Consider the following 26564-nt stretch of genomic DNA (forward strand, 5'->3'; position numbering starts at 1 on the left):
CATGGAACAGCGCCCTCCCCTCACGGAATCCCACTGGACCGCAGACCCCTCGCAAGCCCTCATCGAGATCACGCTGGGCGACCTGCTTCGCAGGTTGGCGCGCGAGGTCCCGGAACGCGTGGCCTTCGTGGAGGCAGTGCCCGATGCCGGCGCGCGACGCCGATGGACGTACCGGCAGCTGATGGAGGACGCGCAGCAGGTCGCCGCCGCCCTGCTGCGCGGGCATCGACCCGGCGACCGCATCGCGGTGTGGGCGCCGAACTGCGCGGAGTGGGTGCTCCTGCAGCATGGCGCGAGCCTCGCGGGCATGGTGCTCGTGACCGTCAACCCCGCCTATGTCGCCGACGAGGTCCGGCACGTGCTGGCGGCATCGGGCGCATCGGCGATCTTCCATGCGGACCGCTATCGCGACTGCGACATGACGGCCGTCATCGCGCAGCTGCGGCACGCGCTGCCCGAATTGCGCCAGGCCGTGCCTTTCTCGCAATGGGATCTTTTCGTTGCCGACGGCTTTGGCAGGCCGAGCGCCTTGCCCGAGGTGCGTCCCGGTGACATGGTTCAGATCCAGTTCACCTCCGGCACCACGGGCAGGCCGAAGGGCGCATGCCTGCACCACCGCGGCATCGTCAACGCGGCGCGCTTTGCGGCGCAGCGCGCGGGCTTCCCCGATGGCGGCGTGTGGGCCACGGCCATGCCCTTGTTCCATGTGGGCGGGTGCGCGGGCAGCCAGATCGGTGCCATGTCCTCGCGCGGCACCTTCGTGCTGCAGCCCGCCTTCGATGCGGGCGCGATGCTGGAGATCATCGAGAGCGAGAAGGTCGAACACCTGCACGCGGTGCCGACGATGGTGCTCGCACTGCTGGACCATCCGGAGCGCGCGGTGCGCCGGCTCGGCTCGCTGCGCATGCTCATGAGCGGCGGCTCGCCGGTGCCGGCAGCGCTGGTCGAGCGCGCGCGTCGCGAGCTGGGCTGCCGCTTCACCATCACCTTCGGGCAGACGGAGCTCAACGGGGTGGTCAGCCAGACCTTGCCGGACGACACACCCGAGCGACAGGCGTCGTCCATCGGCCGGCCGGCTTCGCAGGCCGAGCTCAAGATCGCCGATCCGGACACGGGGGCCGTGCGGCCTCTGGGTGAGGCCGGCGAGGTCTGGGTGCGCGGCTACCAGACCATGCTGGGCTACTTCGATTCCCCAGAAGCCACGGCCGAGACGCTCGTGCCGGACGGCTGGCTTCGCACCGGCGATCTTGCCAGCATGGATGCGCAGGGCTACCTGCGCATCGAAGGCCGGCTGAAGGACTGCATCATCCGCGGCGGCGAGAACATCTATCCGCGCGAGATCGAGAACGTGCTGCTCGCGCATCCCCGCGTGCGCCAGGCCTGCGTGGTCGGCGCGGCGGATGCACGCTGGGGCGAAGTCGTCGCGGCGGTCATCGAGTGCGAAGCCGGGGAGGCGCCGTCCACCCTCGAGCTGCACCACCATTGCCGCCGCCACCTGGCGCCCTACAAGACGCCGGTACTGTGGTTCTTCGTCGACCGCTACCCGACAACAAGCTCCGGGAAGATCCAGAAGTACGTGCTGCGCGAATGGATCGCGCAGACGCGCCTCGTTCCCGAAGCCTTCGAGAAGCCCGCAGCCTGCGCGGCGCGGTGAACGTGCCGGTACGGGCCGGCAAGCTCGGTGACGCGGTGTTCCTGAACGGGCGTCGGCGCACGCGGCTACGGGTCGCACCTAGGTTCCTGGCCAAGCACCCGGCAGCTCGGTTACTTCAGCGCAATCCCGGAGCGGGCTCGGGTATCCGCTTCTTGATCTTCGAGATCGTGTGGCCCTCCACCTGGCGAGCCCACGGTCCATCGATGGTCCGCAGATTCCAGGGCCTTTCCGGCCCCGTAGTCGACCACGAGCAACTTGCCCGTCTGTGGATGAAAGGCGACGTCGAGCAACAGCCTGCCCGAGCCCTTGATGGCGACAGCCCGCAGGTGCTTGCCCTTGGGGTCGAACACAAGGAGCGTTCCCTCGCTCGTCCTGGGCTTGTTCGCTGCCACCGTGACGACATAGACGTTGCCCTCGCGGTCGATGGTGATTCCCTCGGGGTGCGCCTCCCCCCGGGGCAGCGTGGCGAATGTCTCGACCTTGCCGCGCTCCCACAGATCGAGAAGAAGCTGCAGAAGGTGGCCGACATCGACTACACGGCGACCTATGTGCGGCCCCGGGGAAACCCAGATCAAGGTCAACCTGCGGGAAGCGACGGCGCCCGCCGCGGTGCCCGACGTCTGGTACCAGGTGCGCAAGAAGGTCGGCGACATGCGCGCCACCTTGCCAACAGGTGTGCAGGGCCCGTTCTTCAACGACGAGTTCGGCGACACCTTCGGCAACCTGTACGCCCTCACGGGCGACGGATTCGGCAACCGCGAACTGCGCGAGTTCGCCGACGCGGCACGCAACGAGTTCCCGCGCGTGCCGGACGTGAACAAGGTGGATCTCGTCGGCAAGCAGGACGAGAAGATCTACGTCGAGGCCTCGACCGCCAAGCTGGCCTCCCCGGGGATCGATCCGGCGCTCATCGCCACGACCCTCGCCCAGACGAACGCCGTCGCGGCCGCCGGCACGGTGCAGTCCAGCGCCGAGCAGGTGCGGCTCACGGTGAGCGGCGAGTTCGACTCCATCGAAGGTATCCGCAGCATCGGCATCCACGCGGGCAACCGCACCTTCCGCCTGGGCGACATCGCGCAGGTGCGGCGCGGCTTCGTCGATCCGCCGGTGACCCAGATGCGCTTCAACGGGACCGACGCCATGGGCCTGGCGGTCAGCATGCGCAAGGGCGGCGACGTCATCCGCCTTGGAACGGAGCTGGACGAGACGGTGAAGCGCGTGCAGGCGAACCTGCCCGTGTGCGTTCAGATCCATGCCGTGAGCGACCAGCCGCGGGTGGTGGAACATTCGGTGCACGAGTTCAAGACGAGCCTCGCGGAGGCGGTGGTCATCGTGCTCGCGGTCAGCTTCCTCTCGCTGGGCTTTCATCCCATGGGGCCGCAGCACGGCCGAACATTGGTATAAAGGTCCAACTTTTATGCCATTGAAAAGGCGCACCATGCCCGCCACCGCCCTCTCCGCCCCCGCATCCGCCGCTGCCCCCTCCTTCAAAGCCATCCGCTCGGCCCGCGCCTTCGAGGAAATCGCCCAGCAGATCCGCACCGAGCTGGCCGAGGGCCGGCTCAAGGTCGGCAGCCGCCTGCCCTCGGAGCGTGCACTGTCGGAGCAGTTCGGCGTTTCGCGCAACACCCTGCGCGAGGCGCTGCGCTCGCTGGAGCATGCGGGCCTGATCCGCCTGCAGAAAGGCGCCACCGGCGGCGCCTTCATCAGCGAGCGCAGCGGCGAGGCCATCAGCACCGGGCTGATGGACATGTACCACATGGGTTCGATTCACCCCGAGCAGCTGACCGAGGCCCGCATCTGGCTCGAATCGGTGATGGTGCGCGAGGCCTGCAAGCGCGCCACGCCCGAGGACATCGCCGCCCTCAGCGCCAACATCGAGCAGACCGCGCAGGCGCTGGAGGAAGGCGACTTCGAGGCCCGCGCGCGCCGCAACCTCGACTTCCACCGACTGCTCGCGCGCGCCACCGGCAACCCGATCATGGTGACGGTGATGGACGGCCTGCTCGACGTGCTGGGCGAGTTCGTGCGCAAGATCGGCAATGTCGACAACGCCTTCGTGCTGCCTTCGCGGCGGCGCTTCATGAAGCACTTCGCGGCGCGCGATGCCGAAGCGGCCGTGGCCGAGATGGAGGCCAGCCTGCGGCGCCTGCAGCGCGGCTACCTGTCGCGCGTGGAGGACCGCGGCGCCGCGCCCGCGGCGCCCAAACCGAAGCGCAGGAGCGCTACCGCCGCCGCGCGCTGACGCGCCGCTTCCCTCCCGGGCCGCCGCATCGCCGGCGGCTTTTTTATTGCGCAGGGCGCGGGCCACCCCGCTTGACAGCGCCCGATTGCGCCACTATTGTCTCAATGGTTGGACCATTTAAGAGAGACGCAATGCAACCAGGCGAAAGCCCCTCGACCGGCGAGCTCCTCGCCGTGCTGCTCGCGCGCGACATGGCGGATGGCGAGAAGGTGATCATCGGCACCAACTCCGACATCCAGCTCGCGGCCTGCAACCTCGCGCGCCAGATGCAGGCGCCGCGCCTGTGGTGGATCTCCGGGCCCGGCGGCATGGTGAACCCGGTGCGCGACCACCTGCTGTCCACCGCCGACTTCGAGAACATCGAAAGCTCGCAGGCGTGGATGGACCTTCCGAACATGATCGACTTCATCGACTGGAAGATCCACTTCTTCGACTTCGCCATCCTCTCGGCGCTGCAGGTCGATCGCTTCGGCAACATCAACACGGTGGTGGTCGGCGATCCCGCCCGGCCCAAGGTGCGCGGCCCGGGCACGGTGGGCATCAGCGCGCTGTGCGGGCTGGCGAAGCGCTTCTACGTCGCGCTCACGCGCCACGACAAGAGCGTCTTCGTGCCGCGGGTGGACTTCCTCTGCGGACCCGGCCACATGGAGGGCGGCGACTCGCGCGAGCGCGCCGGGCTGCCGCCGGGCGGTCCGAAGCTGGTGGTCTCGCCGCTGGGCGTGTTCGACTTCGAGCCGGTGTCCAAGGCGATGCGCGTGCGCTCGGTGCATCCGGGCGTGACGCTGGACCAGGTCCACGCGGCCACCGGCTTCGAGCTGCGGGTCGAGGGCCAGCCGCCCGTCACCCCGATGCCGACGGCCGACGAGCTGCACCTGCTGCGCACCCGCGTCGACACCCGCGCCACGCTGCGCCGCAAGTTCCCCTGAACACCATGAGCTCCACAAGCAAACTGATGTCCGCGGCCGACGCCGTGGCGACCATTCCCGACGGTGCGACCGTCGGACTCGGCGGCTGGATCTTCAACGCCCAGCCGATGGCCCTGGTGCGGGCACTCATCCGCAAGGGCGCGCGCGAGCTGTCGCTGATCCCCGCGCCGGGCTCCATCGCGCCGGACATGCTCATCGGCGCCGGCTGCGCGCGCCAGACGGCCTGCGTGTTCATCAGCTTCGAGCAGTTCGGCCTGGCGCCGCATTTCCGCAAGCAGGCCGAGGCCGGCACGCTCAAGGTGGTGGACCTCGACGGCCCCGCCATTGCGGGAGGCCTGCGCGCCGGCATCTGCGACCTGCCCTGGATGCCGGTGCCCGACCTTGGCACCGACCTGCCGAAGCATGCGCCCGAACACTACTGGCCCCTGCCCCACAAGGCGGGTGAGCGCAGGATGCTCGCCGTCGCCGCGATCAAGCCCGACGTGTGCCTGCTGCATGCGCAGCAGGCCGACGAGCAGGGCAACGTGCAGTACCTGGCCTCGCCCTTCTTCGACGCCATGCTGGCGCAGGCCAGCCGGCGCGTGATCGTCTCGGTGGACCGCATCGTCTCCAGCGAGACCATCCGCCGGCACAACCACCTGACCAAGCTGCCGAGTGTGATGGTGGATGTGGTGGTGGAAGCGCCCTACGGCGCGCATCCCACGGCGTCGCCCACGCTCTACCGCACCGACGAGCGGCACCTGAAGGACTACGTGAAGGCCAGCGCCAGCGACGAGAGCTTCGCCGCCTACCTCGACCGACACGTGCGCGGCCCGGCCGACCACGCGGCCTACCTCGACACGCTGGGCGCCTCGCGCCTCGCGGGCCTCGCCGTGTCCGAAACCAACCTCGCCGAGTGAGGCAGCACCTATGACCGCCGATACCCGCCCCGGCATCCTCGACGGCGTGCGCGTGCTCGACTTCACGGCCATGATGTCGGGCCCCTACGCCACCCGGCTGATGGCCGACCTCGGCGCCGAGGTGGTCAAGGTCGAGCCGCCCGAGGGCGACCACATCCGCATGCGCTCGCCGCGCCGCCAGGGGCGCAGCACCTACTTCGCACAGCTCAACGCCGGCAAGAAGAGCATCGCGCTGGACCTGAAGAAGCCCGAGGCGATCGCAGCCATCCGCGAGCTGGTCGTGCGCTGCGACGTGGTGGTGGAGAACTACCGCCCCGGCGTGATGAAGCGGCTCGGCCTGGACTACGCGTCGCTCTCGGCCCTCAACCCGAAGCTGGTGTATTGCTCGATCTCCGGCTTCGGCCAGGAGGGCGCCTGGGCCGGCCGCAGCGCCTACGCCCCCGTGCTGCAGGCCGCCAGCGGCTACGACATGGCCAACCTGCACTACCAGGAAGGCGACATCGAGCGGCCGCTCAAGAACGGCATCTTCGTGGCCGACGTGCTCGGCGGCTCGCTGGCCTTCGGGGCGATCCAGGCGGCGCTGTTTCGCGCGGCACGCACCGGCAAGGGCGACCAGGTCGACCTCTCGCTGATGGATGCCATGCTCGGCATGCTGGTCTACGAATGCCAGGAAGCCCAGTTCCCGGCCGAGCGGCGCCGGCCGCTGTACAAGCCCACGCGCGCGAGCGACGGCTTCGTGATCATCGCGCCGGTGAGCCAGAACAACTTCGAGGCGCTGGCGCGCGGCGTCGGCCATCCGGAGTGGATCGGCGACCCGCGCTTTTCCACCGGCACCGAGCGCGAGCACCACTGGTCCGAGCTCATGCAGCTGCTCGACGACTGGGCCGCGCCGCAGACCTCGGCCGACTGCGAGGCGGCCATGCACGCGGCCGGCGTGCCCTGCTCGCGCTACTACACCGTGCGCGAGGCGATGCAGCTGCCGCCGCTGGTGGAGCGCGGGGCGCTGCAGACCATCGACGACGGCTCCGGCGCTTTCCAGGTGCCCAACCCCGCGTTCCGGTTCGCGCACACCGCCGCGCATGCGCGCAACCGCGTCGCCGGGCTGGGGGAAGACGGGCCCGCGCTGCTGGCCGACTGGCTGGACTGGAGCGGGCCGCGCATCGCGGCGCTGCGCGAGCAGGGCGCGCTGCACGTGAAGGCCTGAGGGCCGGCGCCGCGAATTCCAACCCAAGGAGACAAGCGATGACCCAAGGCATCAACGCGCCGCGCCGCAGCCTTCTGACTGCTCTGCTCGGCTTCTGCGCGCTGTGCGCCTGCGCCTTGCCGGAGTTCGCGCACGCGCAGGCCGCGGGCTTTCCGAGCAGGCCGATCACGATCGTGGTCCCCTACCCGCCCGGCGGCACCACCGACGTGCTGGCGCGCACGCTGCAGGAGCCGCTGCAGCGCTTCCTGGGCCAGCCAGTGATCGTGGAGAACAAGCCCGGCGCGGCGGCCGTGCTGGGCGCAAAGTTCGTGGCCAACGCACCGGGCGACGGCTACACGCTGCTGTTCCCGAACAACGGGCTGGTGATCTCGCCGCAGATCTCGAAGGAGGCCAACTACGACGCGCTCAAGGACTTCGCCCCGGTCTCGCTGGTGTCGCTGCAGCCGATGATCCTGATGACCAACCCCGTCGTGCCGGCGACCAATGTGCGCGAGCTCATCGCCCATGCGAAGAGCAATCCCGGCAAGCTGGAATACGCAACAGCCGGGCCGGCCTCCTTCGGCCACCTGGCCACCGAGCTCTTCAGCCAGCAGGCCGGCATCCAGATGGTCCACGTGCCCTACAAGGGCCAGGCGCCGACCACGCAGGCCATCCTCACCGGCGAGTCGAAGGTGCTGCTGAGCACCACCTCCTCGCAGATGAACGCCTTCATCAAGGAGGGCAAGGTGCGCATGCTGGGCGTGGCCTCGAAGAAGGCGTCGCCGCTCGCGCCCGGCGCCGCGCCCATCGCCGAGACCCTGCCCGGCTTCGAGGCCGAGGTGTGGTTCGGGCTGGTCGCGCCCAAGGGCACGCCGCCACCGGTGATCGCGAAGCTCAACGATGCGGTGGTGAAGGCGCTCGCGCTGCCGGAGGTACAGCAGAAGTTCGAGATCGCCGGCGCCGCCGCCACCGGCAGCACGCCGGCGGAGTTCGCGCGCCGCATCGCGGACGAGTACGGCACCTGGACCGCGGTGATCCGCGACGCGAAGATCGAGGCCAAATGACAGCGCCCGTGGCCGTGGCACCCTCTGCGTCATGAACACGAACACGCCTTCCTCCTTCCCCGATGCCGACGCGCTCGAGCGCCTGCTCGGCGAGCGCTACAGCTGCCGCGGCTTCCTGCCGCAACCCGTGCCGCAGGCCACCATAGAGCGCATCCTCGCGCTCGCGCAGCGCACGGCCTCGTGGTGCAACGCGCAGCCGTGGCAGCTGGCGATCACCCGCGGTGCCGGCACCGAGCGCTTCCGCCAAGCCATGTTCGCGCACGCGCGCGAGCCTGCGGCGCCCGACTTCCCCTGGCCGCGCGAGTACCAGGGCGCCTACCTGCAGCGCCGCCGCGAATGCGGCTTTGCGCTGTACGAGAGCGTCGGTGTGGCGCGCGGCGACCGCGAGGGCTCGGTGCGCCAGACGCTGGAGAACTTCCGCTTCTTCGGCGCGCCCCACGTGGCCGTCGTCAGCACCGCCGAGGCGCTGGGCGTCTACGGCGCGATCGACTGCGGCGCCTACGTGGCGAACTTCATGCTCGCGGCGCGCAGCCTCGGCGTGGCCTGCATCGCTCAGGCGGCGCTGGCCTCGCATTCCGGGCTGATCCGCGCGCACTTCGGGCTGGGCGATGACCGGCGCGTGGTGTGCGGCATCTCCTTCGGCTACGAAGACACCGGCCACCCGGCCAACCGCTTTCGCACCACGCGCGCACCGCTTGAAGAGGCGGTGCGCTGGGTGGACGACTGACCCCACCTTTCTTTTCTGGAGCCACGATGGATTTCAACCTGGACCCCGATGCCGAAGCCATGCGCGCCGCCACGCGCGAGGCCGTCGACGCACTGCTCAAGCTCGAGCCGCAATACCACGAGAGCGGCATCGTGCCGGAGCAGGTGGAGCACACGCTGCGCGAGATGGGCTTCTACGGCATGGCCATTCCCGAAGCCTACGGCGGCTCGCCGGTGGACCACCTCACCAGCGTGGCCGTGCAGCTCGAGCTGGCGCGCCTGCCGCCGCAGTTCTGGCCCTTCGTGCGCTCGACCATCGGGCCGGGCGTGCACATCATCGTGGAGCATGGGTCGGAGGCGATCAAGAAGAAGTGGCTGCCGAAGATCGCCACCGGCGAATCGCGCAATTGCATCGCGATCACCGAGCCCCATGCCGGCTCGGACGCGGCCAAGATGGCGACCACGGCGGTGCGCGACGGCGAGCACTACGTGCTCAACGGCACCAAGACCTTCATCTCGAACGCGAACCACGCGCACTCGATCACGGTGCTGGCGTCGACCGACCGCAAGGCCGGCAAGAACGGCATCTCGGCCTTCCTGCTCGACACGAAGACGCCCGGCTTCGCGGTTACGCGCACCATGCCGACCATGGGCTGGATGGACAACAGCCTGTGCGAGATCGCCTTCACCGATTGCCGCATTCCGGCGGAGAACCTGCTCGGCGAGGAAGGGCGCGGCCTGCGCTACGCGATGTCGGGCCTGAACGAGGGCCGTCTCAATGTCGGCTGCCAGGCCCTGGGCCCGGCGCAGATCGCGCTGGAGCAGACCATCGAACATGCCAAGACCCGCATCACCTTCGGCCAGGCGCTGGCCGAGCACCAGGCCATCCAGCACATGATCGCGGACATGGCGATGGACCTGCATGCGGCACGCATGGTGCTGTTCGAGGCGGTGTGGCGCGCGATGCGCGGCGAGGAGGCGCGCATGAAGGCCTCGATGGTGAAGGTGATCTGCACCGAGGCGGCCTGCCGCATCGCGGACAAGGCGCTGCAGATCTTCGGGGGATCGGGGTATTGCCGCGGGACGGTCGTGGAGCGCGTGTACCGGGACCTGCGCGTGCTGCGGATCTACGAAGGGGCTTCGGAGATCCATCGCAACATGATTGCGAAGCAGCTGCTGGCCTGACCTCAGCGCGACGGGCGCCAGGCAGAGAGCGCCAGCTCGCTTTCGCCCGGCCCTGGCGCGCCTCATCCATGAGGCCGGCGTCCGTCGGATCCCGGTCGGGACGAGTTCGCAGCACGCAGTGCTGGATAAAGTTGTATGATGCACATCATGCGACGCAGCAAGCCTAACGCCAGGGCAGCAGCCAAGGATGCCACGCACGAGCGCATCGTGGCCGTGGCCGCCCGGGCGATCCGCCGTAGCGGCTACGACGGCACCGGAGTCGCGGACATCATGAAGGAAGCCGGCCTGACGCATGGCGCCTTCTATGCCCACTTCACGTCACGCGAGGCGATGTTGGCCGAAGCGGCGGGCAAGGCATGCGCGGAGTCTGCTGCCGCTGCGGCTGAGCTCGTGGCCAGCGTGCCCCCCGACATGGCGTTGGCATCCATGCTCAGTGCCTATCTCTCCAAAGAGCACCTGGAGCAGGCCGAAATAGGATGTCCCCTGGCTGCACTGGGTTCTGAAACGTCACGCCAGGCGGGCGAAGTGCGTCGAGTGGCGACCCGGCACATCAAGGAAGTGATCGACCTCGTCGCCCGCCAGGGTCCGGACTGGGGGCAGCCCAGCGCCCACGAACGGGCACTCGTGACCATCGCCACCATGGTGGGCGCATTGATGTTGGCTCGCGCAGTCGATGATCCAGCGCTGTCGGACGCCTTGCGCGAAGCCGCACTCAAGCACCTCACCCCCGCTGGTCACTGAAGCGCCTGATGGATGCCGCCTGTTCGCTCGCCTTTACACATTATGCGCATCATACGAAACTGGTCTAACCCATGAAAGCATTTGTCCTCGAGCGCTACGGAAAAAAGCGTGCGTTGCAGTCGACAGAAATGCCGGCTCCGGAACTGCACGAGGACGAGGTCCTGGTCGAGGTGCATGCCGCCGGCGTGAATCTGCTGGACTCCAAGATCAGGGACGGAGAGTTCAAGCTCATCCTGCCCTATCGCCTGCCCCTCATCCTGGGACACGACGTGGCAGGTGTCGTGGTCAAGGCGGGACCGCGGGTGCGCCAGTTCAAGCCGGGTGATGAGGTCTATGCCCGGCCGGATGATTTCCGGATCGGCACCTTCGCCCAGTTCGTTCCGGTCAAGGAGGCATCGCTCGCCCTCAAGCCGAAGAACCTCACGATGGAGGAAGCCGCTTCCATCCCCCTGGTGGGCTTGACGGCATGGCAGGCACTGATCGAGAAGGCCAACCTGAAGAAGGGGCAAAAGGTCTTCATTCAGGCGGGCTCCGGCGGCGTGGGCACTTTCGCCATCCAGTTGGCCAAGCATCTGGGCGCAACGGTCGCCACGACGACGAGCACGGCCAATGTCGCGCTCGTGAAGAGCCTGGGTGCGGACATGGTCATCGACTACAAGACGCAGGACTTCGAGGGCGTCTTGCGCGACTATGACGTGATCCTGAACAGCCAGGATGGCAAGACGCTCGAGAAGTCACTTCGCGTGCTCAAACGAGGCGGGAAGCTCATCTCCATCTCCGGGCCGCCCGACCCCGAGTTCGGCAAGGAGATCGCGGCACCGGCGTTCGTGAAGCTGGTCATGCGGCTGCTGAGCTCAGGCGTCAGGCGGAAGGCGCAAGGCCGAGGCATCGACTACGCGTTCCTCTTCATGAAGGCGAACGGGAGCCAACTGCGCGAGATCACCCGACTCATCGAGGCTGGGGCCATCCGGCCCGTGATCGATCGGGTCTTTCCGTTCGAGTCGACCAACGACGCCCTGGCCTATGTCGAAGCAGGCCGCGCCAAGGGCAAGGTCGTCGTCAAGATCAAGTGAGCCTGCTTTATCCCAACCATGGAGTTTCATTGTGAAGATTGAGAACGCTGTTGTCCTCGTCACCGGTGCCAATCGCGGCATCGGCCTGTCATTCACGCGCGAATTGCTCGCCCGCGGTGCGCGCAAGGTCTATGCCGGCGCTCGCGACCCCGCAACCATCACGCAAACCGATGTTCAGCCCCTGCGACTCGACGTCACCCAGTCGGAGGACGTGGCGGCCGCCGCAGCGCTGGCGTCGGATGTGACGCTCGTGATCAACAACGCCGGCATCGCCCAAGCCGGGGGCTTTCTTGCGCCGGACAGCGAAGAGGTCGCCAGACGCATCTTCGAGACCAACTTCTTCGCCATGTTGCGCGTGAGCAAGGCCTTTGCACCGGTTCTCAAGGCCAATGGCGGTGGCGCGTTGCTCAATGTGTTGTCGATCGCCTCATGGGCGAACGGCGGCGAACTGGCCGCCTATTCGGCCAGCAAGTCCGCAGCCTGGTCGCTCACCAACGCCCTGCGCAACGAACTGGCGGGGCAGAAGACGCAGGTGCTGGGACTGCACATGGCCTACGTCGATACCGACCTCACGCGCGGGTTCGACGTGCCGAAGTCCAGTTCCGCGGAGATCGTCCAGCGCGCGCTCGATGGACTCGAATCGGGCCTCGACGAGGTGCTGGCCGATGAACTCACCCTGCAAGTCAAGCGCGGGATGACGGCGGCCAGGCCCAGCTACCTGCCACAGGCCTCCTGAGGCTTCGATTCGATCGCGGCGCTCGAACGACCTGCATTCACTCAAGGACCAGCGAAGTTCCGCTTATCTGAGCCTGGCGCGGCGCTCTCTGGCCACGGCGGCCGCTTCGGATTGTGGATACGCTTTCGCGAGGTCTTCGAACGTCTTGCGGGCCGATTTGACGTCCATGAGTTCGACCTGGCAATTGGCCACGGACAACAGCGCTTCTGGTGCGCGCAGATGGTCGGGCTCGGCCATCACCAGCGCCCGGAAATTGGCCTCCGCATCCCGGTAGTTGCGCAAGGCGTACTGGGCATTGCCCAGCCAGAACAGCGCAGAAGGCTTGTAGCCGCTTTGCGGATAACGCTTCATGAAAGACACAAATCCAGCTTGCGCCCCGGCAATATCGCCTCTGCGATAGGTGGCAAGCGCCGCGTCGAACTCCTGTTTCTCCGCTGGCTCGGCGACGAACTCCTTTCCATCCATCGTGACTTTGGCCGAATCGAACCTTCGCGAACGCGCGTCAACGGCCTGCGTCATGTCTTTCTGGCTGCGCCGCATGTCGGCCACGTCATTTGCCAGCCTCTCGTTTTGTCCGCGCATGGTCGCCACTTCGTTGCGCAGCGCTTCAATCTGGTCGGAAAGATCGAGCACGCTGCGACGAAGCTGGCCATTGTCGTCATCGCTTTGTCTCCGGTCGTCCGCCAAGCGCTGCTCGGAAGCAGTGACCCTCTGCCGCAAATCGATGCCGCTCACGGTTGAAACGGCAAACAAGCCCTGCCCTACGGTGCAGCCCGTGGCGCACGCCACGCCCATGCATACGGCACTCACGAAGTTCCTGGTGCAGTTTTCCACAGCGATGGCCTACCAGCGCACCTGCAGCTGCAGGCCCCAGCTCACCCCTCTCGGGCTGGTGCCGAGGGGCCCTGGCCCTCTGCCCCGGCCCTCGGCAAGCGCTGCCACCGCCGCGGGCCCTGAGGGGCCGATCGGCCGGATCGGCGCCAGGCTGACCCGTGTTTCGACGCCGAAGATTCGATCGGTCAGACCATTGAGCGCGCCCAGAGGGTCGGTGAGTACCAGTGCGACCCGGTCCATGGTGTCGGGCTCGCCCGGCTTCGCCTTGATCGACGCTCGGATGGGCGAGAACACGTACTCCCCGATCAGCCAGCCTGCCAGGGGCGTGATGAAGAGGTCCTGGTAGGAGACGGGCTCGAACAAGGCCTCGGCGCCGAATTCGTAGACCGCCGAAAGGAAGGCGGAGTAGCCCAGGGACTGCCAGCGGTCCAGGCCGCGCTCCCGGGCCCGGATGTAGTACGCCGCACCCCAATAGGGATGGAGCACGTAGTTGACGAAATGATCGTCCCTGTCCCAGACCGGGTTGGTGACGTTGTCGCGCCACTTGCCGTAGCTGGCGTTGCTGCGGTCGAAACCCGTCTGCTCAGCCGGCATCGCGCTGAGCACGGCGACCGCCGCAGCCTGATAACCCACGAAGTACCAAGTGTCGCGCCGCAGGCCTTCCCAGTCCGCGCTTGCAATGACGGGCGGCTCCGGCGCGGCCGCGAGTTCGAGAATTTCTTCCCCGGTCTCGGCAGGGGCACAGGAAACCGAGCTCGCAAGCCATGGCGATAGCGCGAGAACGGCGAGAACGGCGAAAGCGAAGAGGCTTCGCGGCATCCAGGATTAAGCGGAAGTATGGCAGTCGCGCGTCGGACTGGAAAGGCCGCCCCCTCAGCGCCCTTTCCAGGGGACGGCGTTGACAAGGTTTTCACTTTGCCTACAATTGGTTCAACCATTGAGATACCGCCAATCTGGTGGGACCACTGGATTCCCCCCTTACAGGACCCCGCGACGCCATGCTCTCCCACGAAGACAACGAAACCCTGGTTCGCATCGGCCCCGGCACCCCCATGGGCCAGCTGATGCGTCTCTACTGGATTCCTTTCCTCCCCTCGAAGGACATCGAGGCCGACGGCCAGCCGCAGCGCGTGCGCCTGCTGGGCGAAGACCTCATCGCCTTCCGCGACAGCGAAGGCCGCATCGGCCTGGTGGACCATGCCTGCCCGCACCGCGGCGCGCCGCTGGTCTTCGGCCGCAACGAGGACTGCGGCCTGCGCTGCATCTACCACGGCTGGAAGTTCGGCACCGACGGCCGGGTGCTCGACATGCCGGCCGAGCCCGCCGACAGCCGGCTCAAGGACAAGGTGCGCATCAAGCACTACCGCTGCGAGGAGCGCAACGGCATCGTCTGGGCCTGGATGGGCGCCGAAGCCGACAGCGCCCCGCCCCTGCCCCACATGGAGTGGAACCTGGTGCCCGAGGAGAACGTACACGTCAGCTTCCGCGTGCAGGAATGCAACTGGCTGCAGGCCATCGAAGGCGAGATCGACTCCGCCCACGCGCCGATCCTGCACGGCCGCATCGACAAGCAGGGCGCCATCAGCGACTGGACCGCCAAGAAGGACCTGCGCCCCACCTTCGAGTGCAAGCGCCAGGACTTCGGCATGAGCATCGCCTCGCGCCGCGTGCTGGATGCCGAGAGCTGCTACTGGCGCGTCAACCAGTTCCTGCTGCCCTTCTATACCCTGGTGCCGCCGCAGTCGCAGTATCCCGAGCTGAGCGGCCACGCCTGGGTGCCGATGGATGATGAGCACACGCTGTGCATCATGTTCTCGTACACGCCGGCCTCGAAGCTCTACGACAAGAGCCGCCAGCTCTTCGAGCAGGGCCATGCCGGGCGCGAGACCGGGCACCCCAGTGTGAACGCGTACGCGCCGCGCCCCGCGAGCGAGCCCTTCGCCAGATACTGGACCCGGTTCAACCTGCAGAGCGCCTTTCTCTTCAACTACGACGCGCAGACCAAGACCTGGTTCTCCGGCCTGCCGGGCCTGTGGGTGCAGGACGCCGCCTGCCAGTCCGGCGTGGCGCCGATCTACGACCGCTCGAAGGAGCACCTGGGCATCAGCGACACCGGCATCGCGATGACGCGGCGCCTGCTGCTCGAATCGGTGCGCAACCTCGACCAGCGCCAGCAGAAGCCGGTGCGGCATGACGACCCCGAGCTCTTCATGGTGCGCGCCGTCTCGCTCACGCTGCCGACCGGCGCGGCATGGAACGAAGCCGGCCGCGAGCCCATGACGGCGCGGCTCGGCGCCGACTTCGGCTACACGCCCTGAGCAGGTCTCCATGAGCCACGCTCCCCTGATCGAGGTCCGCCTGCGCAACATCCGCCTGGAAGCGGAAGGCATCGCCTCCTACGAGTTCGTGCCGGTCAACGGCACGCCGCTGCCTGCCTTCACCGCCGGCGCGCACATCGACCTGCACCTGCCGCGCGAGATGGTGCGCAGCTACTCGCTGGTCAATGCGCCGTCGGATGCCGGCCGCTACGTGGTCGCCGTGCAGCGCGATGCGCAAGGCCGCGGCGGCTCGGCCTGGATGCACGAGGCGCCGCGCGTGGGCGACCGCTTCCGCATCGGCGCACCCAGCAACGACTTCGCGCTGGCCGAGGATGCGCGCCACTCCGTTTTCATTGCCGGGGGTATCGGCATCACGCCGGTGATGTCGATGCTGCGCCGGCTCGATGCGCTGGGCCGCGTCTGGAAGCTCCACTACGCCAGCCGCGCACCGGAACAGACCGCCTTCATCGACGAGCTGCGGTCCCTGCAGCGCCATGACGACCAGGTCGCGTTCTGCTTCGGCGCCACGCGCGAGGCCCGCCTTTCCATCCGCGCCATCGTCGAGGCCGCGCCGCACGATGCGCACCTCTACTGCTGCGGCCCGGGACGCATGATCGAGGACTTCCTCGACGCCTGCGCCGCACGGCCGGCGGCCCAGGTCCATTACGAGCGCTTCTCCGCCAGCAGCGAAGCGGCGACCGAGGGCGGCTTCGAGGTGGTGCTCAAGAAGAGCGGCCAGCGCTTCGAGATCGCACCCGGCAAGACCATCCTCGACACGCTGCTCGACCACCAGGTCGACGTCCAGTATTCCTGCTCGGCCGGCGTCTGCGGCACCTGCCGCACCGGCGTGATCGACGGCCAGCCCGACCATCGCGACGACTACCTCACCGACGAGGAGAAGCGCGAGAACCGCTCCATCATGGTCTGCTGTTCGGGCGCGCGCTCGAAGACCCTGGTGCTGGACCTCTGAGCCCGAGGACGCCCGCGATGACCGAGGCCCTGGCCCCCACCCGCGAGACCGCCGGCAGCACCGTCGTCGCCGGCATCCTCGCCTACCTGCAGGATCGCCGCCTGCAGCCCGGCGATCGCCTGCCCTCCGAGCGCGACCTGGCCGAGCGCCTGGGTGTGGGCCGCAACGCCGTGCGCGAAGCGCTGGCCACGCTGGTCACGCTGCGGGTGGTCGAGTCGCGTCCCAACTCCGGCATCTACCTGCGCCACGTCGCGCGCGAGAGCAGCTTTGAGGCGCTGGTGATGCTCACCGACCTCGGCGGCACGCCCACGCCGACCGAGGTGGCGGAGACCATGGAGGTGCGCGGCCACCTGGAGCAGCTCGCCGCCGGGCTGGCCTGCCAGCGCCGCACCGACGCCGACCTGGCCCGCATCGAGGTCGTCCTGCGCCATACCGACGCGCTGCTGGCGCGCGGCGCCAACATCGCCCAGGCCGACACCGACTTCCACCTCGCGCTGGTCGACGCCACCCACAACTCGGTGCTGGTGCGCGTGCTCAACGCCTTCTACCGCTTCACCGCACGCCGGCGCGAGCGCCTGTTCGAGGACGCCGCCCAGGCCCAGGCCTCGGTGCGCGAGCACCACCGCCTGCTCGAGCACCTGCGCGCTCGCGACGCCGCCAAGGCGCAGCTGCTGATCCTGCGCCACATGGATCGTGCACGCAGCTACTGGTCGAGCGTGCTCGGCGACTGACGACCCCATTCCAACGACATCCAGGAGACCCCCGATGAAAACCTCCCCCCTCACCCGCCGCAGTGTGATGGCCGCGGCCGCGGCCGCCGCGCTGGCGCTGGCCGCGCCGGCCTGGGCGCAACAGCCCTACCCCAGCAAGCCCATCCGCATCATCGTGCCCTATGCGGCCGGCGGCAGCACCGACCAGCTCGCGCGCGCCATCCAGCAGCCCATGAGCGAGGCGCTGGGTCAGCCCGTGATTGTCGAGAACAAGGCCGGCGCCGGCGGCACCATCGGCACCGACTACGTCGCCAAGTCCGCGCCCGACGGCTACACGCTGGTGTTCGGCAACACCGGGCCGAATGCGGTGGTGCAGCTGATGCGCAAGGTGCCCTACGACGGCCTCAAGGACCTGCGGCCGATCTCCACCGTGGCCTTCACGCCCATGATCCTCGCGGTGCCCACCGACAGCCCGGCAAGCAACCTCAAGGAATTCCTGGCCTATGCGAAGAAGCAAGGCAGCGAACTCAACTTCGGCTCGGTCGGCAACGGGTCGCTCTCGCACTTGACCGGCGAATACTTCAACGAGCTCGCGGGCATCCGCATGCAGCATGTGCCCTACAACGGCGGCGCCCCGATGATGACGGCCTTCGTCGGCGGGCAGATCCAGTCCTCGTTCGTCACCGGCCTGGACGGCGCCACGCTGCTGGCCTCGGGCAAGGTGCGCTACCTCGCGGTGGGCACGCCCAGGCGCACCGATGCGGTTGCGGGCCTGCCGGCCATCGCCGAGGACGTTCCCGGCTTCAGGAGCGTGGCCTGGTTCGGCGTGCTCGCGCCGAGGGGCATTCCGGACGAGGTGGCGGCCCGGCTGCAGGCGGCCGTGGTTGCCGCGGTCGAGCGGCCCGAAGTGCGCAAGATGTTCGTCGATCGCAAGATCGAGGCGAAGAGCAGCACGCCCGCGGAGCTGGAGAAGATCATCCAGGACGAGATCGCGCAGTGGGGCCCTGTCGTGCGCAAGTACAAGATCGAGATGTAGGACCCCCATGCTTGAGAACCTCGAAAACGACTTCCCCGAACACCAGCCGCGCCCCGCGGGCGCACCGCAGGCGCTGGCCGGCATCCGCGTGGTCGACTTCACGCATTTCATCGCGGGGCCCTTCGCGACCATGATCCTGGCCGACATGGGCGCCGACGTGATCAAGATCGAGACCCCGGGCCGCGGCGACGACTTTCGCCAGTACCCGCCGGTACATCCCGATCTCGCGCAAGGCGCGCCTTTCCTCTGGGCCAACCGCAACAAGCGCAGCATCGCGCTGGATCTGAAGTCGCCCGAGGGCCTGGCGGTGGCGCGCGAGCTGGTCGCCACGGCCGACGTGGTGACCGAGAACTTCTCCACCGGCGTGATGGAACGCTTCGGCCTGGACTACGACAGCTGCCGCAAGCTGAACCCGACGCTGATCTACTGCTCGGTCTCGGCCTACGGGCGCGAGGGTGCCTTCGCCGATCGCCTGGGCTTCGATCCGATCGCGCAGGCCGAGAGCGGCTTCGTCTCGATGAACGGCTATGCCGACCGCGAAGGCGTGCGGGCGCTGTCGCCGGTGATGGACATCAGCACCGCGATGATGGCCAGCAACGCCATCCTCGGCGCGCTGGTGGCGCGCGCGCGCAACGGCCACGGGCAGGCGATCGAGGTGGCGCTGTTCGACAACGCACTGCTGATGACCGGCTACGCCACGCTGCAGCATGTGTTTTCCGGCCAGGAGCCGCAACGCCACGGCAACACCAGTCCGGACACCTGCCCCTCCGGCGTGTTCCAGGCGAGCGACTGTGCCTTCTACATCAACAGCGGCAACGACAAGATCTTCCAGCGCCTGATGGCGCAGGTGATCGAGCGGCCCGACCTGGCCGAGGCACCGCAGTACGCGACCGGCGCCACCCGCTCGCTGCGCCGCGAGGAGCTGTTCGCGATCCTCGGCGAGGCCTTCGCAACGCAGCCCTGGTCGCACTGGCAGGCCCGCATGCGCGTGGCCGGCGTGCCCTGCGGGCAGCTGCGCAGCGTGGGTGAGGCCATGCGCTCGCCCGAGGCGCTCGAGCGCCGGCTGGTCACGCGCATTCCGCATCCGACGGTGGGCTGGGTGCCCAACATGGCCCTGCCGATCCGCTATTCGCGCACACCGGTGGCCGATCCGGTCGCGGCCCCCACGGTCGGCCAGCACACGGCGGAGGTGCTGCGCGAGACGCTCGGCTACGACGCGGCGCGCATCGCGCGGCTGGCCGAGGCCGGGGCTTTCGGCGGCGTCCCGCATCCGGCGCACGAGGCCGCGATCTCCTGATGGCACGCACGCTGCGCGGCCGGGTGGCGGTGGTGGGCATCGGCGAGACCGCCTACCACCGGCACGGCCGTTCGCCCGATGCCGAGTTCAAACTGGCGCTGAAGGCCGTGCTCGCGGCCTGCGCCGATGCCGGGCTGGACCCGCGTGCCGTCGACGGCTTCGCCTCGTACAGCAACGACCGCAGCGAGGCCTCGCGCCTGGCGGCGGCGCTGGGCATTCGCGAGCTGCGCTCGGCCACCCTGCAATGGGGCGGCGGTGGCGGTGGCTGCTGCGCCGCCGTGGCCAACGGCGCCGCCGCGATCACGGCCGGCCTGGCGGACTGCGTGGTGGTGTTCCGCGCGCTGGCGCAGGGCGAGCATGGGCGCTTCGGACAGGCCGCCGGCGCCGGCACCGCCTCCGGCGAAATGGCCTACCAGATGCCCTACGGCGTGCTCGCGCCGCCGCAGAAGTTCGCGCTGCGCGTCACGCGCTACCTGCACGAGCACGGCATCGGACGCGAGGCCCTGCGCGCCATCGCCATGGCCTCCTACCACCACGCACAGGCCAATCCGCGCGCCGTGATGCACGGCAAGCCGCTGGATGCCGCCACCTATGACGCCTCGCGCTGGATCGTCGAGCCCTTCCGGCTCTACGACTGCTGCATGGAGAACGACGGCGCGGCGGCCCTCGTGCTGGTCGATGCGGAGCGCGCGAAGGACTTCCCGCACAAGCCCGTGTACCTGCTCGGCGCCGCCACCGGATCGGGCTTTCGCACCGGCGCCCAGCCGCACAACGCGCCGGACTACGCGAGCGCGAGCTACAAGACGCTCGCGCCGCATCTCTACCGCATGGCCGGCGTCGGCCCGCAGGACGTGGGCAGCGTGCAGAGCTACGAGAACTTCACCGGCGGCGTGCTGATGGCGCTGGCCGAGCATGGCTTCTTCGCGCCCGGGGAGGCCGATGATTTTCTTCAACTGGAGAACCTGCTCGCGCCCTCGGGGCGGCTGCCGCTCAACACCAGCGGCGGCAACCTCGCCGAGTGCTACATGCACGGCTTCGAGCTGGTGCTGGAGGCGGTGCGCCAGGTGCGCGGCACGTCGACCCGCCAGGCGGCGCGCAACGACGTCGCGCTGGTGATCGGCGGGCCGATGGTCACGCCCGCCAGCGACCTGCTGCTCGGATCGGAGGCGGTGCTGTGAGCGAATCCTCGTTGACCTGTCTGCCACCCGGCCTGCCGGCACCGGTGCCCGAGCCCGATGGGCTGTCGGCACCCTACTGGCAAGGCCTGCGCGAAGGGCGGCTGCTCGTCCAGCGCTGCGCGCAATGCGGCACCTGGCAGTTCGGCCCCGAATGGATCTGCCACCACTGCCACGCCTTCGATCCACCCTGGCAGCCGGTCGCGCCGCGCGGGCGCATCTACAGCTGGGAACGGGTGTGGCATCCCTCGCACCGCGCCTTGCAAGGCCACGGCCCCTACCTGGTGGTGCTGGTCGAACTGCCCGAGGCCGGCGGCGTGCGCATGCTCGGCAATCTTCTGGGCGATCCGATGCAGGGCGTGGCGATCGGTGCGCAAGTCGAGGGGGTGTTCGAGCCGCATGAGGACGCGGCGCCGCCTTATGCACTGCTGCAGTGGCGGTGCATTCAACTGGGCTAGGACGCCCAGCGCGCGATCACGTCCTCGATCCCCATCGCCGACGCCGGCGCCGGCCCTTGCACTGCCGACGGCGTGCGCGAGAAGCGCGGTGCGGGTGCCGGCTGGCTGACACCTCCCACATCGACGAAGGCATCCCGCGCCGCATTGTGCGGATGCGCAGCAGCCTCGCCGAGCGCGAGCACGGGTGCGAAGCAGGCATCGCTGCCTTCGAGCGCCGCGGCCCAGGCGTCGCGCTCGCGCGTGCCGAAGATGCGCGCGAACTCGGCGCGCAGCGCGGGCCAGCGCGCGCGGTCATTCTGCGCATCGCGCAGCGCCGGCGCGACGCCGATGCGTTCGCAGAGCTCGGCGAAGAACGCGGGCTCGATGGCGCCGATGCAGACATGCCTGGCATCCGCCGTCTCGTAGACCGCGTACCACGGTGCGCCGCCGTCGAGCACGTTGCTGCCGCGCTCCTCGACGAACTGGCCGCGCCGCGCGCTGGCGACGAAATGGCTCATCAGCGAGATCGCGCCGTCGCCGATGGCTGCATCCACCACCTGCCCGCGGCCCGACCGCTCGGTCTCGCGCAGCGCCGCGAGCAGGCCCACGACGAGATACAGGCTGCCGCCGCCGTAGTCGCCCACCAGGTTGAGCGGCGGCACCGGCGGCCCGCCCGCCGGGCCGATGGCATGCAGCGCGCCGGACAGCGCGATGTAGTTGATGTCGTGGCCCGCCGCTTGCGCAAGCGGCCCTTGCTGCCCCCAGCCGGTCATGCGGCCATAGACCAGCTTCGGGTTGCGCGCCGAGACCTCCTCCGGCCCCAGGCCGAGCCGCTCCATCACGCCCGGACGGAAGCCTTCGACCAGCGCATCGGCCTTCTCCAGCAGCTGCAGCACCTGCTCGCGCGCCGCGGCCTGCTTGAGGTCGGCCAGCACCACCGTGCGGCCGCGGCCCGTGACGTTCGCCGGATCGCCGAGCGGCTTGCCGGGACGGTCGACGGTGACCACCTCCGCCCCCATGTCCGACAGCAGCATGCAGGCGAACGGGCCGGGCCCGAGCCCGGCGAATTCGACGACGCGCAGGCCGCGCAGCGGGCCGCTTGGGTTAATGGTTGATCCAATGGACATGATGCCGTGATCATAGCGCCTGGACGAGCTCAATACGCCTGGTCATCGATCACGCGCTTGACCTTCTCCAACGCGTCCCGCAGTGCGTCCAACTCGACGGACCCGAGCGCCAAGCGCAGCGCGTGCGGCACCTGGGCACCCATGGCGAAGGGCTCGGCGGTCGACACCGAAATGTGCTCGGTCTTGAGTGCCATCGCGACCTTGTCGGCGCGAAGCTCTTCTGCCAAGGGAAGCCACACGAAATAGGAGGCCGGATGGCGGACCGTTCGAAGTCCGGTGAGCACTTCGGCCGCGATCGATTGCCGAGTCATCGCGTCCTGACGCTTTTGCGCTTCGAGGCGTCCGACGATGCCTTCGTCCAGCCAGGCGCAGGCGATCGCCGTCATCACGGCAGGCGTGTTCCAGGTCGTCGCCCGGATGGCGCGTTCGATCTTCGGCATCCAGGCCGCCGGCGCCGCGACGAAGCCGAAGCGCAGACCGGTCGCCACGCTCTTGGAGAGTCCCGAGACGTAGACGGTCGCTTCCGGTGCCAGCGCTGCCAGGGGATCGGGAGGATCCGGCGCGAGGAAGGCGTAGGCCGCATCCTCGATGATGAGCAGCCCGTGCCGACGCCCAATCGCCACCAGTTGCCGCCGCCGACTCGCACCCATCACCCATCCCAGCGGGTTGTGCAGCGTCGGCATGGCGTACACGGCGCGCACGCGTCGACGCTTGCACAGGGCCTCCAGCGCATCCAGGTCCGGACCCTGGCCAGCCGCCGGGATCGCTGCCAGTTCCAGGCGATTCGCCTCGGCGACGACCTTGAAGCCCGGGTAGCTCAAGGCGTCGACGGCAACCACATCGCCCGGATTCAGAAGCGCCATTGCCGTTGTCGCCAGCCCATGCTGCGCGCCGCTCACGATGGCCACCTGGTCCGGACTCAGCTGCAGGCCCCGGCTCGCGAGGTGTCGTGCCACGGACGCCCGCTCGTGCGGCCGTCCGCCGTGCGGCTGATAGCGCAGAAGAGCGTCCAGGTCGCCGGAGGCGGCCAGCTGGCGCAGCGCCGATCGCAGCAAGGCCGCCTGGCCGGGAAGCGAGGGGTAGTTGAAGTTCAGATCCACCATGCCGGCAGCAGCAAGCTGCTGGTCGATGCCCAGACTGCGCGGCAGCAAGGCTTCCCGCACGAAGGTGCCACGGCCGGTCTCGCCGCTGACAAGGCCCATGGCCTCGAGCTCTGAATAGACACGGGTCGCGGTGACCAGCGCCAGGCCTTCCCTGGCGGCGAGCTTGCGATGCGTGGGCAGCCGGGTGCCCGGCGCCAGGCGGCCCTCGCGAATCTGGGCAGCCAGCGCGTCGACCAGCGTCTTGTATCGGGCTTCGGCCATAGGGCAATGTATCCATGACAATTATTTGATTGTATGGAGTGCATTTGCCTACGATGCCTCATCGCCACGGGCTTTTCGCCGAGAGACACCACCATGCACATCGCCATCCTCACCTTCGAAGGCTTCAACGAACTCGACTCGCTCGTCGCGCTCGGCATCCTCAATCGCGTCAAGAAGCCCGACTGGCGAGTGTCGATCGCCAGCCCCACGGCGCGCGTCCGGTCGATGAACGGCGTGGTGCTCGAAGCCCAGGCAAGCCTGCGCGAGGCCAGTGCCGCCGATGCGGTCATCGTCGGCAGCGGCAGGCAGACGCGAGAGGTGGTTGCCGACGCTGGCTTGATGGCGCAGCTGCAGCTCGACCCCGCCCGGCAATTGCTGGGCGCGCAGTGCTCCGGCACGCTCGTGCTTGCCAAGCTGGGCCTGCTCGACGATGTGCCCGCCTGCACGGATCTGACCACGAAGCCGTGGGTCGAGGAGGCCGGCGTCGATGTGCTGAACCAGCCCTTCGTCGCCCACGGCAACGTGGCCACCGCGGGCGGCTGCCTCGCGTCACAGTACCTGGCCGCCTGGGTGATTGCCCGGCTGGAGGGCATCGAGGCGGCAAAGAGCGCGATGCACTACGTCGCGCCGGTGGGAGAGAAGGACGACTACGTCGCACGGGCGATGCGAAACGTCACGCCATTCCTCGAGGGGGTCCTTGCGAAGGCGTGACCCCTGCGTGACCCCTGTCTGCGGGCGTGCCTATGATGGCGCATGAACTCCGCCCCCGAATCCGATCTTGCCGTCGGCCCCATGCAATCACCCCACCCGCCCTTGCCGGCGTACTACCGGGACGAAGCCGAGCATCAGCGCTTCCTGCGGCGCATCTTCGACGAGACGGCCAGCGACTATGACCGCATCGAGCGCGTCCTGGCCCTGGGCACCGGGTCCAGGTACCGGCGGATGGCGCTGCAGCGCGCGGGGCTGCGCCCGGGCGACCGGGTCGTCGACGTCGGCATCGGAACCGGCCTGGTGGCACGCGAGGCATGCGCCCTGATCGGCGCGGCAGGAAGCCTCGTCGGCGTCGACCCGAGTCCCGGCATGCTCGACCAAGTCGCCCTGCGCGGAGTGCAGCTGAAGGTCGGACGGGCGGAGCAGCTGCCATGCGAGGACGACGAGGCCGACTTCCTCAGCATGGGTTACGCGCTCAGGCACGTGTCCGATCTCGGCCGGTCCTTCGCCGAATTCCACCGGGCGCTGCGCCCGGGCGGCCGGCTGCTCATCCTGGAGATCAGCCGTCCCGAGAGCCGCATCGGCAATGCGCTGCTCAAGGCGTACATGCGCACGCTCGTTCCCGTCATCGCACGCGTCGTCGCGCACCGGCGCGGCACGTCCGAACTGTGGCGCTACTACTGGGACACCATCGAAGCCTGCGTCGCCCCGGCCCAGATCGTCGCCGCCCTGCAGGCAGCCGGTTTCGAGGCGGTGGGCCGGCACACGGAGCTCGGGATCTTCTCCGAGTACAGCGCCGTCAAGCCTGGGACTTCAAAACCGCAAAGCTAGCGGGCCGGGTGCGGGCCTCAGTCCGCCTTCAGGATCGTCTCGCCGCGCAGTGCGCCCATGTCGCGAATGTTGAAGCGATGGCGCTTCCACCCGGCATAGGTGCGGCGCCAGTTGAGCATGGAGACGAAGTAGTAGACCACCTTGAACATCAGCAACGAGCGGCGATAGGCGCGCCCGTGGTGGATGTCGGCGGCCAGCAGGGACATCAGGCCCTGCTTCACCTTGAAGATGTTCTGCGGATGCATGAACATGTCCCGGATCGTCGGATTGGTGACCCGGTAGATGAACCACGAATAGTCGCGCGGCCCCACGCGCATGCGCTTCTCCAGCGCCGCGCGCGCCACCGGCAGCTGCTCCGGACGGTCGAGCGCGGTTTGCACCAGCGCTGCGCCGTCGAAGGCGCTCTGCATTGCCAGGTAGACGCCGGAAGAGAACATCGGATCGATGAAGGTGAAGGCATCGCCCACCATCAGGTAGCGCTCGCCGGTGGCGTGCGTGCTGGAGTACGAGAAGTTGCCGGTGGCGTGCACCTTGTCGTCGACCAGCGTCGCGTCCTTCAGGCGGTCGCGCAGCTCCGGGCACAGGGCGATGGTGTCGAAGAAATAGTCCTTGAGCGGCTTGTCCCGCGCCTTCAGGTAGTAGGCCCAGCAGACCGCGCCCACGCTGGTGGTGCCGTCGGCCAGCGGAATGAACCAGAACCAGCCGTGCTCGAACCAGCAGATGCTGATGTTGCCCTCGCGCTTGCCCTCCAGACGCCGGGCATTGCGGAAGTGCCCGAAGAGTGCGGTGCTGTTGTGGTCCGGGTTCTTCTTCTTGCACTTCAGCTTGTTGGCCAGGAGCGTGTCGCGGCCGCTGGCATCGACGACGAAGCGCGCGCGCCACGTGCGGCTGGCGCCGTCATCGAGCAGCGCCTGGACCGTGGCGCCCGATTCGTCGAAATCGACCTCGCGCACCTTCGCGCCTTCGATGGCCAGCGCGCCCGCCTTGGCGGCATTGCGAAACAGCAGCTCGTCGAGCTCGGAACGGCGCACCTGCCAGGCCGAGTCCTTGGAGGGGTCCCAGCCTTCGGCGAAATCGACGTAGCTGCAGTAGTCGAGGTCCGGCGGGACGAACTCGATGCCGAACTTCGGCATGCCGATCTTCTGGACCTGCTCGCGCACGCCGAGCTTGTCGAACAGCTCGACGTTGCCGGGCAGCAGCGATTCGCCGATGTGGAAGCGCGGGTGATGTTCCTTCTCGAGCAGAACCACGTGCCGCCCTTCGCGCGCCAGGAGGGCGGCGATGGTCGAACCGGCCGGTCCTCCACCGACGACGAGCACATCGCAATTCTGGACTGCCTGCAT

27 protein-coding genes are annotated in these 26564 nt (G+C 68.5%); 21 read left to right on the top strand and 6 right to left on the bottom strand.

Going from position 1 to position 26564, the window contains the following annotated elements:
* The first annotated feature begins 1 nt into the window (after position 1).
* Positions 2-1654: a class I adenylate-forming enzyme family protein gene (locus AC3A6X_RS06740; protein ID WP_487841447.1), complete on the top strand. Its 1653-nt coding sequence runs from the start codon at positions 2-4 to the stop codon at positions 1652-1654.
* Positions 1655-1764: 110 nt separating this feature from the next.
* Here the strand turns inward: AC3A6X_RS06740 and AC3A6X_RS06745 are convergent, their stop codons facing one another.
* Positions 1765-2229, bottom strand: a complete 465-nt coding sequence (locus AC3A6X_RS06745; protein WP_487841448.1) for an NHL repeat-containing protein — start codon at positions 2227-2229, stop codon at positions 1765-1767.
* Between AC3A6X_RS06745 and AC3A6X_RS06750 the strand changes: the two genes are divergently transcribed.
* The 11 genes from AC3A6X_RS06750 to AC3A6X_RS06800 all read left to right on the top strand — a co-directional run bounded on the left by AC3A6X_RS06750 (position 2201) and on the right by AC3A6X_RS06800 (position 12411).
* The gene (locus tag AC3A6X_RS06750; protein ID WP_487841449.1) at positions 2201-3058 is read left to right on the top strand and encodes an efflux RND transporter permease subunit; all 858 of its coding nucleotides are present in this window, start codon (positions 2201-2203) and stop codon (positions 3056-3058) included. The two genes, AC3A6X_RS06745 and AC3A6X_RS06750, sit on opposite strands and share 29 nt — an antisense overlap.
* Before the next feature lie 34 nt (positions 3059-3092).
* Positions 3093-3899: a FadR/GntR family transcriptional regulator gene (locus tag AC3A6X_RS06755; protein ID WP_487841450.1), complete on the top strand. Its 807-nt coding sequence runs from the start codon at positions 3093-3095 to the stop codon at positions 3897-3899.
* Positions 3900-4030: 131 nt separating this feature from the next.
* Positions 4031-4825 (top strand): CoA-transferase subunit beta, encoded by a 795-nt coding sequence (locus tag AC3A6X_RS06760; protein WP_487841451.1) that lies wholly within the window; start codon positions 4031-4033, stop codon positions 4823-4825.
* A gap of 26 nt (positions 4826-4851) precedes the next feature.
* Positions 4852-5724, top strand: a complete 873-nt coding sequence (locus tag AC3A6X_RS06765) for a CoA transferase subunit A (protein ID WP_487841452.1) — start codon at positions 4852-4854, stop codon at positions 5722-5724.
* 10 nt (positions 5725-5734) lie between these two features.
* Complete coding sequence (locus AC3A6X_RS06770; RefSeq protein ID WP_487841453.1) at positions 5735-6928, top strand: CaiB/BaiF CoA transferase family protein; 1194 nt, start codon at positions 5735-5737, stop codon at positions 6926-6928.
* A 38-nt stretch (positions 6929-6966) separates the two neighbouring features.
* Positions 6967-7971, top strand: coding sequence for a Bug family tripartite tricarboxylate transporter substrate binding protein (locus AC3A6X_RS06775; protein WP_487841454.1), 1005 nt, complete (start codon positions 6967-6969; stop codon positions 7969-7971).
* 31 nt (positions 7972-8002) lie between these two features.
* On the top strand, positions 8003-8698 hold the full coding sequence (locus AC3A6X_RS06780; RefSeq protein WP_487841455.1) for a nitroreductase: 696 nt from the start codon (positions 8003-8005) through the stop codon (positions 8696-8698).
* 26 nt (positions 8699-8724) lie between these two features.
* Positions 8725-9861 carry an acyl-CoA dehydrogenase family protein gene (locus tag AC3A6X_RS06785; RefSeq protein WP_487841456.1) on the top strand — a complete coding sequence of 379 codons (1137 nt, stop codon included), beginning with the start codon at positions 8725-8727 and terminating at the stop codon, positions 9859-9861.
* A 135-nt stretch (positions 9862-9996) separates the two neighbouring features.
* Positions 9997-10602, top strand: a complete 606-nt coding sequence (locus AC3A6X_RS06790; RefSeq protein ID WP_487841457.1) for a TetR/AcrR family transcriptional regulator — start codon at positions 9997-9999, stop codon at positions 10600-10602.
* 71 nt (positions 10603-10673) lie between these two features.
* Positions 10674-11675 carry an NADP-dependent oxidoreductase gene (locus AC3A6X_RS06795; protein ID WP_487841458.1) on the top strand — a complete coding sequence of 334 codons (1002 nt, stop codon included), beginning with the start codon at positions 10674-10676 and terminating at the stop codon, positions 11673-11675.
* 31 nt (positions 11676-11706) lie between these two features.
* Positions 11707-12411, top strand: coding sequence for an SDR family oxidoreductase (locus AC3A6X_RS06800; protein WP_487841795.1), 705 nt, complete (start codon positions 11707-11709; stop codon positions 12409-12411).
* Between the two features lie 63 nt (positions 12412-12474).
* Here AC3A6X_RS06800 and ybgF read toward each other — a convergent pair whose 3' ends face one another.
* Positions 12475-13146 (bottom strand): tol-pal system protein YbgF, encoded by a 672-nt coding sequence (gene ybgF, locus AC3A6X_RS06805; protein ID WP_487841459.1) that lies wholly within the window; start codon positions 13144-13146, stop codon positions 12475-12477.
* A 108-nt stretch (positions 13147-13254) separates the two neighbouring features.
* Positions 13255-14064: a DUF3943 domain-containing protein gene (locus AC3A6X_RS06810; protein WP_487841460.1), complete on the bottom strand. Its 810-nt coding sequence runs from the start codon at positions 14062-14064 to the stop codon at positions 13255-13257.
* A 179-nt stretch (positions 14065-14243) separates the two neighbouring features.
* Between AC3A6X_RS06810 and AC3A6X_RS06815 the strand changes: the two genes are divergently transcribed.
* From AC3A6X_RS06815 to AC3A6X_RS06845, 7 genes are read left to right on the top strand one after another with little or no spacing between them, the layout of a single operon-like run.
* Complete coding sequence (locus tag AC3A6X_RS06815; RefSeq protein ID WP_487841461.1) at positions 14244-15563, top strand: Rieske 2Fe-2S domain-containing protein; 1320 nt, start codon at positions 14244-14246, stop codon at positions 15561-15563.
* Between the two features lie 10 nt (positions 15564-15573).
* Complete coding sequence (locus AC3A6X_RS06820) at positions 15574-16533, top strand: PDR/VanB family oxidoreductase (protein ID WP_487841462.1); 960 nt, start codon at positions 15574-15576, stop codon at positions 16531-16533.
* A gap of 17 nt (positions 16534-16550) precedes the next feature.
* On the top strand, positions 16551-17264 hold the full coding sequence (locus AC3A6X_RS06825) for a FadR/GntR family transcriptional regulator (RefSeq protein WP_487841463.1): 714 nt from the start codon (positions 16551-16553) through the stop codon (positions 17262-17264).
* A gap of 34 nt (positions 17265-17298) precedes the next feature.
* A complete protein-coding gene (locus tag AC3A6X_RS06830) occupies positions 17299-18279 on the top strand; it encodes a Bug family tripartite tricarboxylate transporter substrate binding protein (protein ID WP_487841464.1) in 981 nt (326 codons plus the stop codon).
* A 7-nt stretch (positions 18280-18286) separates the two neighbouring features.
* On the top strand, positions 18287-19576 hold the full coding sequence (locus AC3A6X_RS06835) for a CaiB/BaiF CoA transferase family protein (RefSeq protein WP_487841465.1): 1290 nt from the start codon (positions 18287-18289) through the stop codon (positions 19574-19576).
* Positions 19576-20754 (top strand): thiolase C-terminal domain-containing protein, encoded by a 1179-nt coding sequence (locus AC3A6X_RS06840; RefSeq protein WP_487841466.1) that lies wholly within the window; start codon positions 19576-19578, stop codon positions 20752-20754. The genes AC3A6X_RS06835 and AC3A6X_RS06840 overlap by 1 nt, the downstream gene beginning before the upstream one ends.
* Positions 20751-21209 (top strand): Zn-ribbon domain-containing OB-fold protein, encoded by a 459-nt coding sequence (locus AC3A6X_RS06845; RefSeq protein ID WP_487841467.1) that lies wholly within the window; start codon positions 20751-20753, stop codon positions 21207-21209. The genes AC3A6X_RS06840 and AC3A6X_RS06845 overlap by 4 nt, the downstream gene beginning before the upstream one ends.
* Here the strand turns inward: AC3A6X_RS06845 and AC3A6X_RS06850 are convergent.
* Positions 21206-22315: a CaiB/BaiF CoA transferase family protein gene (locus AC3A6X_RS06850; protein ID WP_487841468.1), complete on the bottom strand. Its 1110-nt coding sequence runs from the start codon at positions 22313-22315 to the stop codon at positions 21206-21208. The genes AC3A6X_RS06845 and AC3A6X_RS06850 overlap by 4 nt on opposite strands.
* A gap of 29 nt (positions 22316-22344) precedes the next feature.
* Positions 22345-23679 (bottom strand): aminotransferase-like domain-containing protein, encoded by a 1335-nt coding sequence (locus AC3A6X_RS06855; protein WP_487841469.1) that lies wholly within the window; start codon positions 23677-23679, stop codon positions 22345-22347.
* A 93-nt stretch (positions 23680-23772) separates the two neighbouring features.
* Between AC3A6X_RS06855 and AC3A6X_RS06860 the strand changes: the two genes are divergently transcribed.
* Both AC3A6X_RS06860 and AC3A6X_RS06865 read left to right on the top strand, forming a co-directional pair.
* Positions 23773-24390 (top strand): DJ-1/PfpI family protein, encoded by a 618-nt coding sequence (locus AC3A6X_RS06860; RefSeq protein WP_487841470.1) that lies wholly within the window; start codon positions 23773-23775, stop codon positions 24388-24390.
* Between the two features lie 42 nt (positions 24391-24432).
* Positions 24433-25221, top strand: coding sequence for a class I SAM-dependent methyltransferase (locus AC3A6X_RS06865; protein WP_487841471.1), 789 nt, complete (start codon positions 24433-24435; stop codon positions 25219-25221).
* Between the two features lie 17 nt (positions 25222-25238).
* Here the strand turns inward: AC3A6X_RS06865 and AC3A6X_RS06870 are convergent, their stop codons facing one another.
* Positions 25239-26564 carry an NAD(P)/FAD-dependent oxidoreductase gene (locus tag AC3A6X_RS06870; RefSeq protein ID WP_487841472.1) on the bottom strand — a complete coding sequence of 442 codons (1326 nt, stop codon included), beginning with the start codon at positions 26562-26564 and terminating at the stop codon, positions 25239-25241.

The sequence above is a fragment of the Variovorax sp. Soil_C_12 genome, from assembly GCF_057657375.1.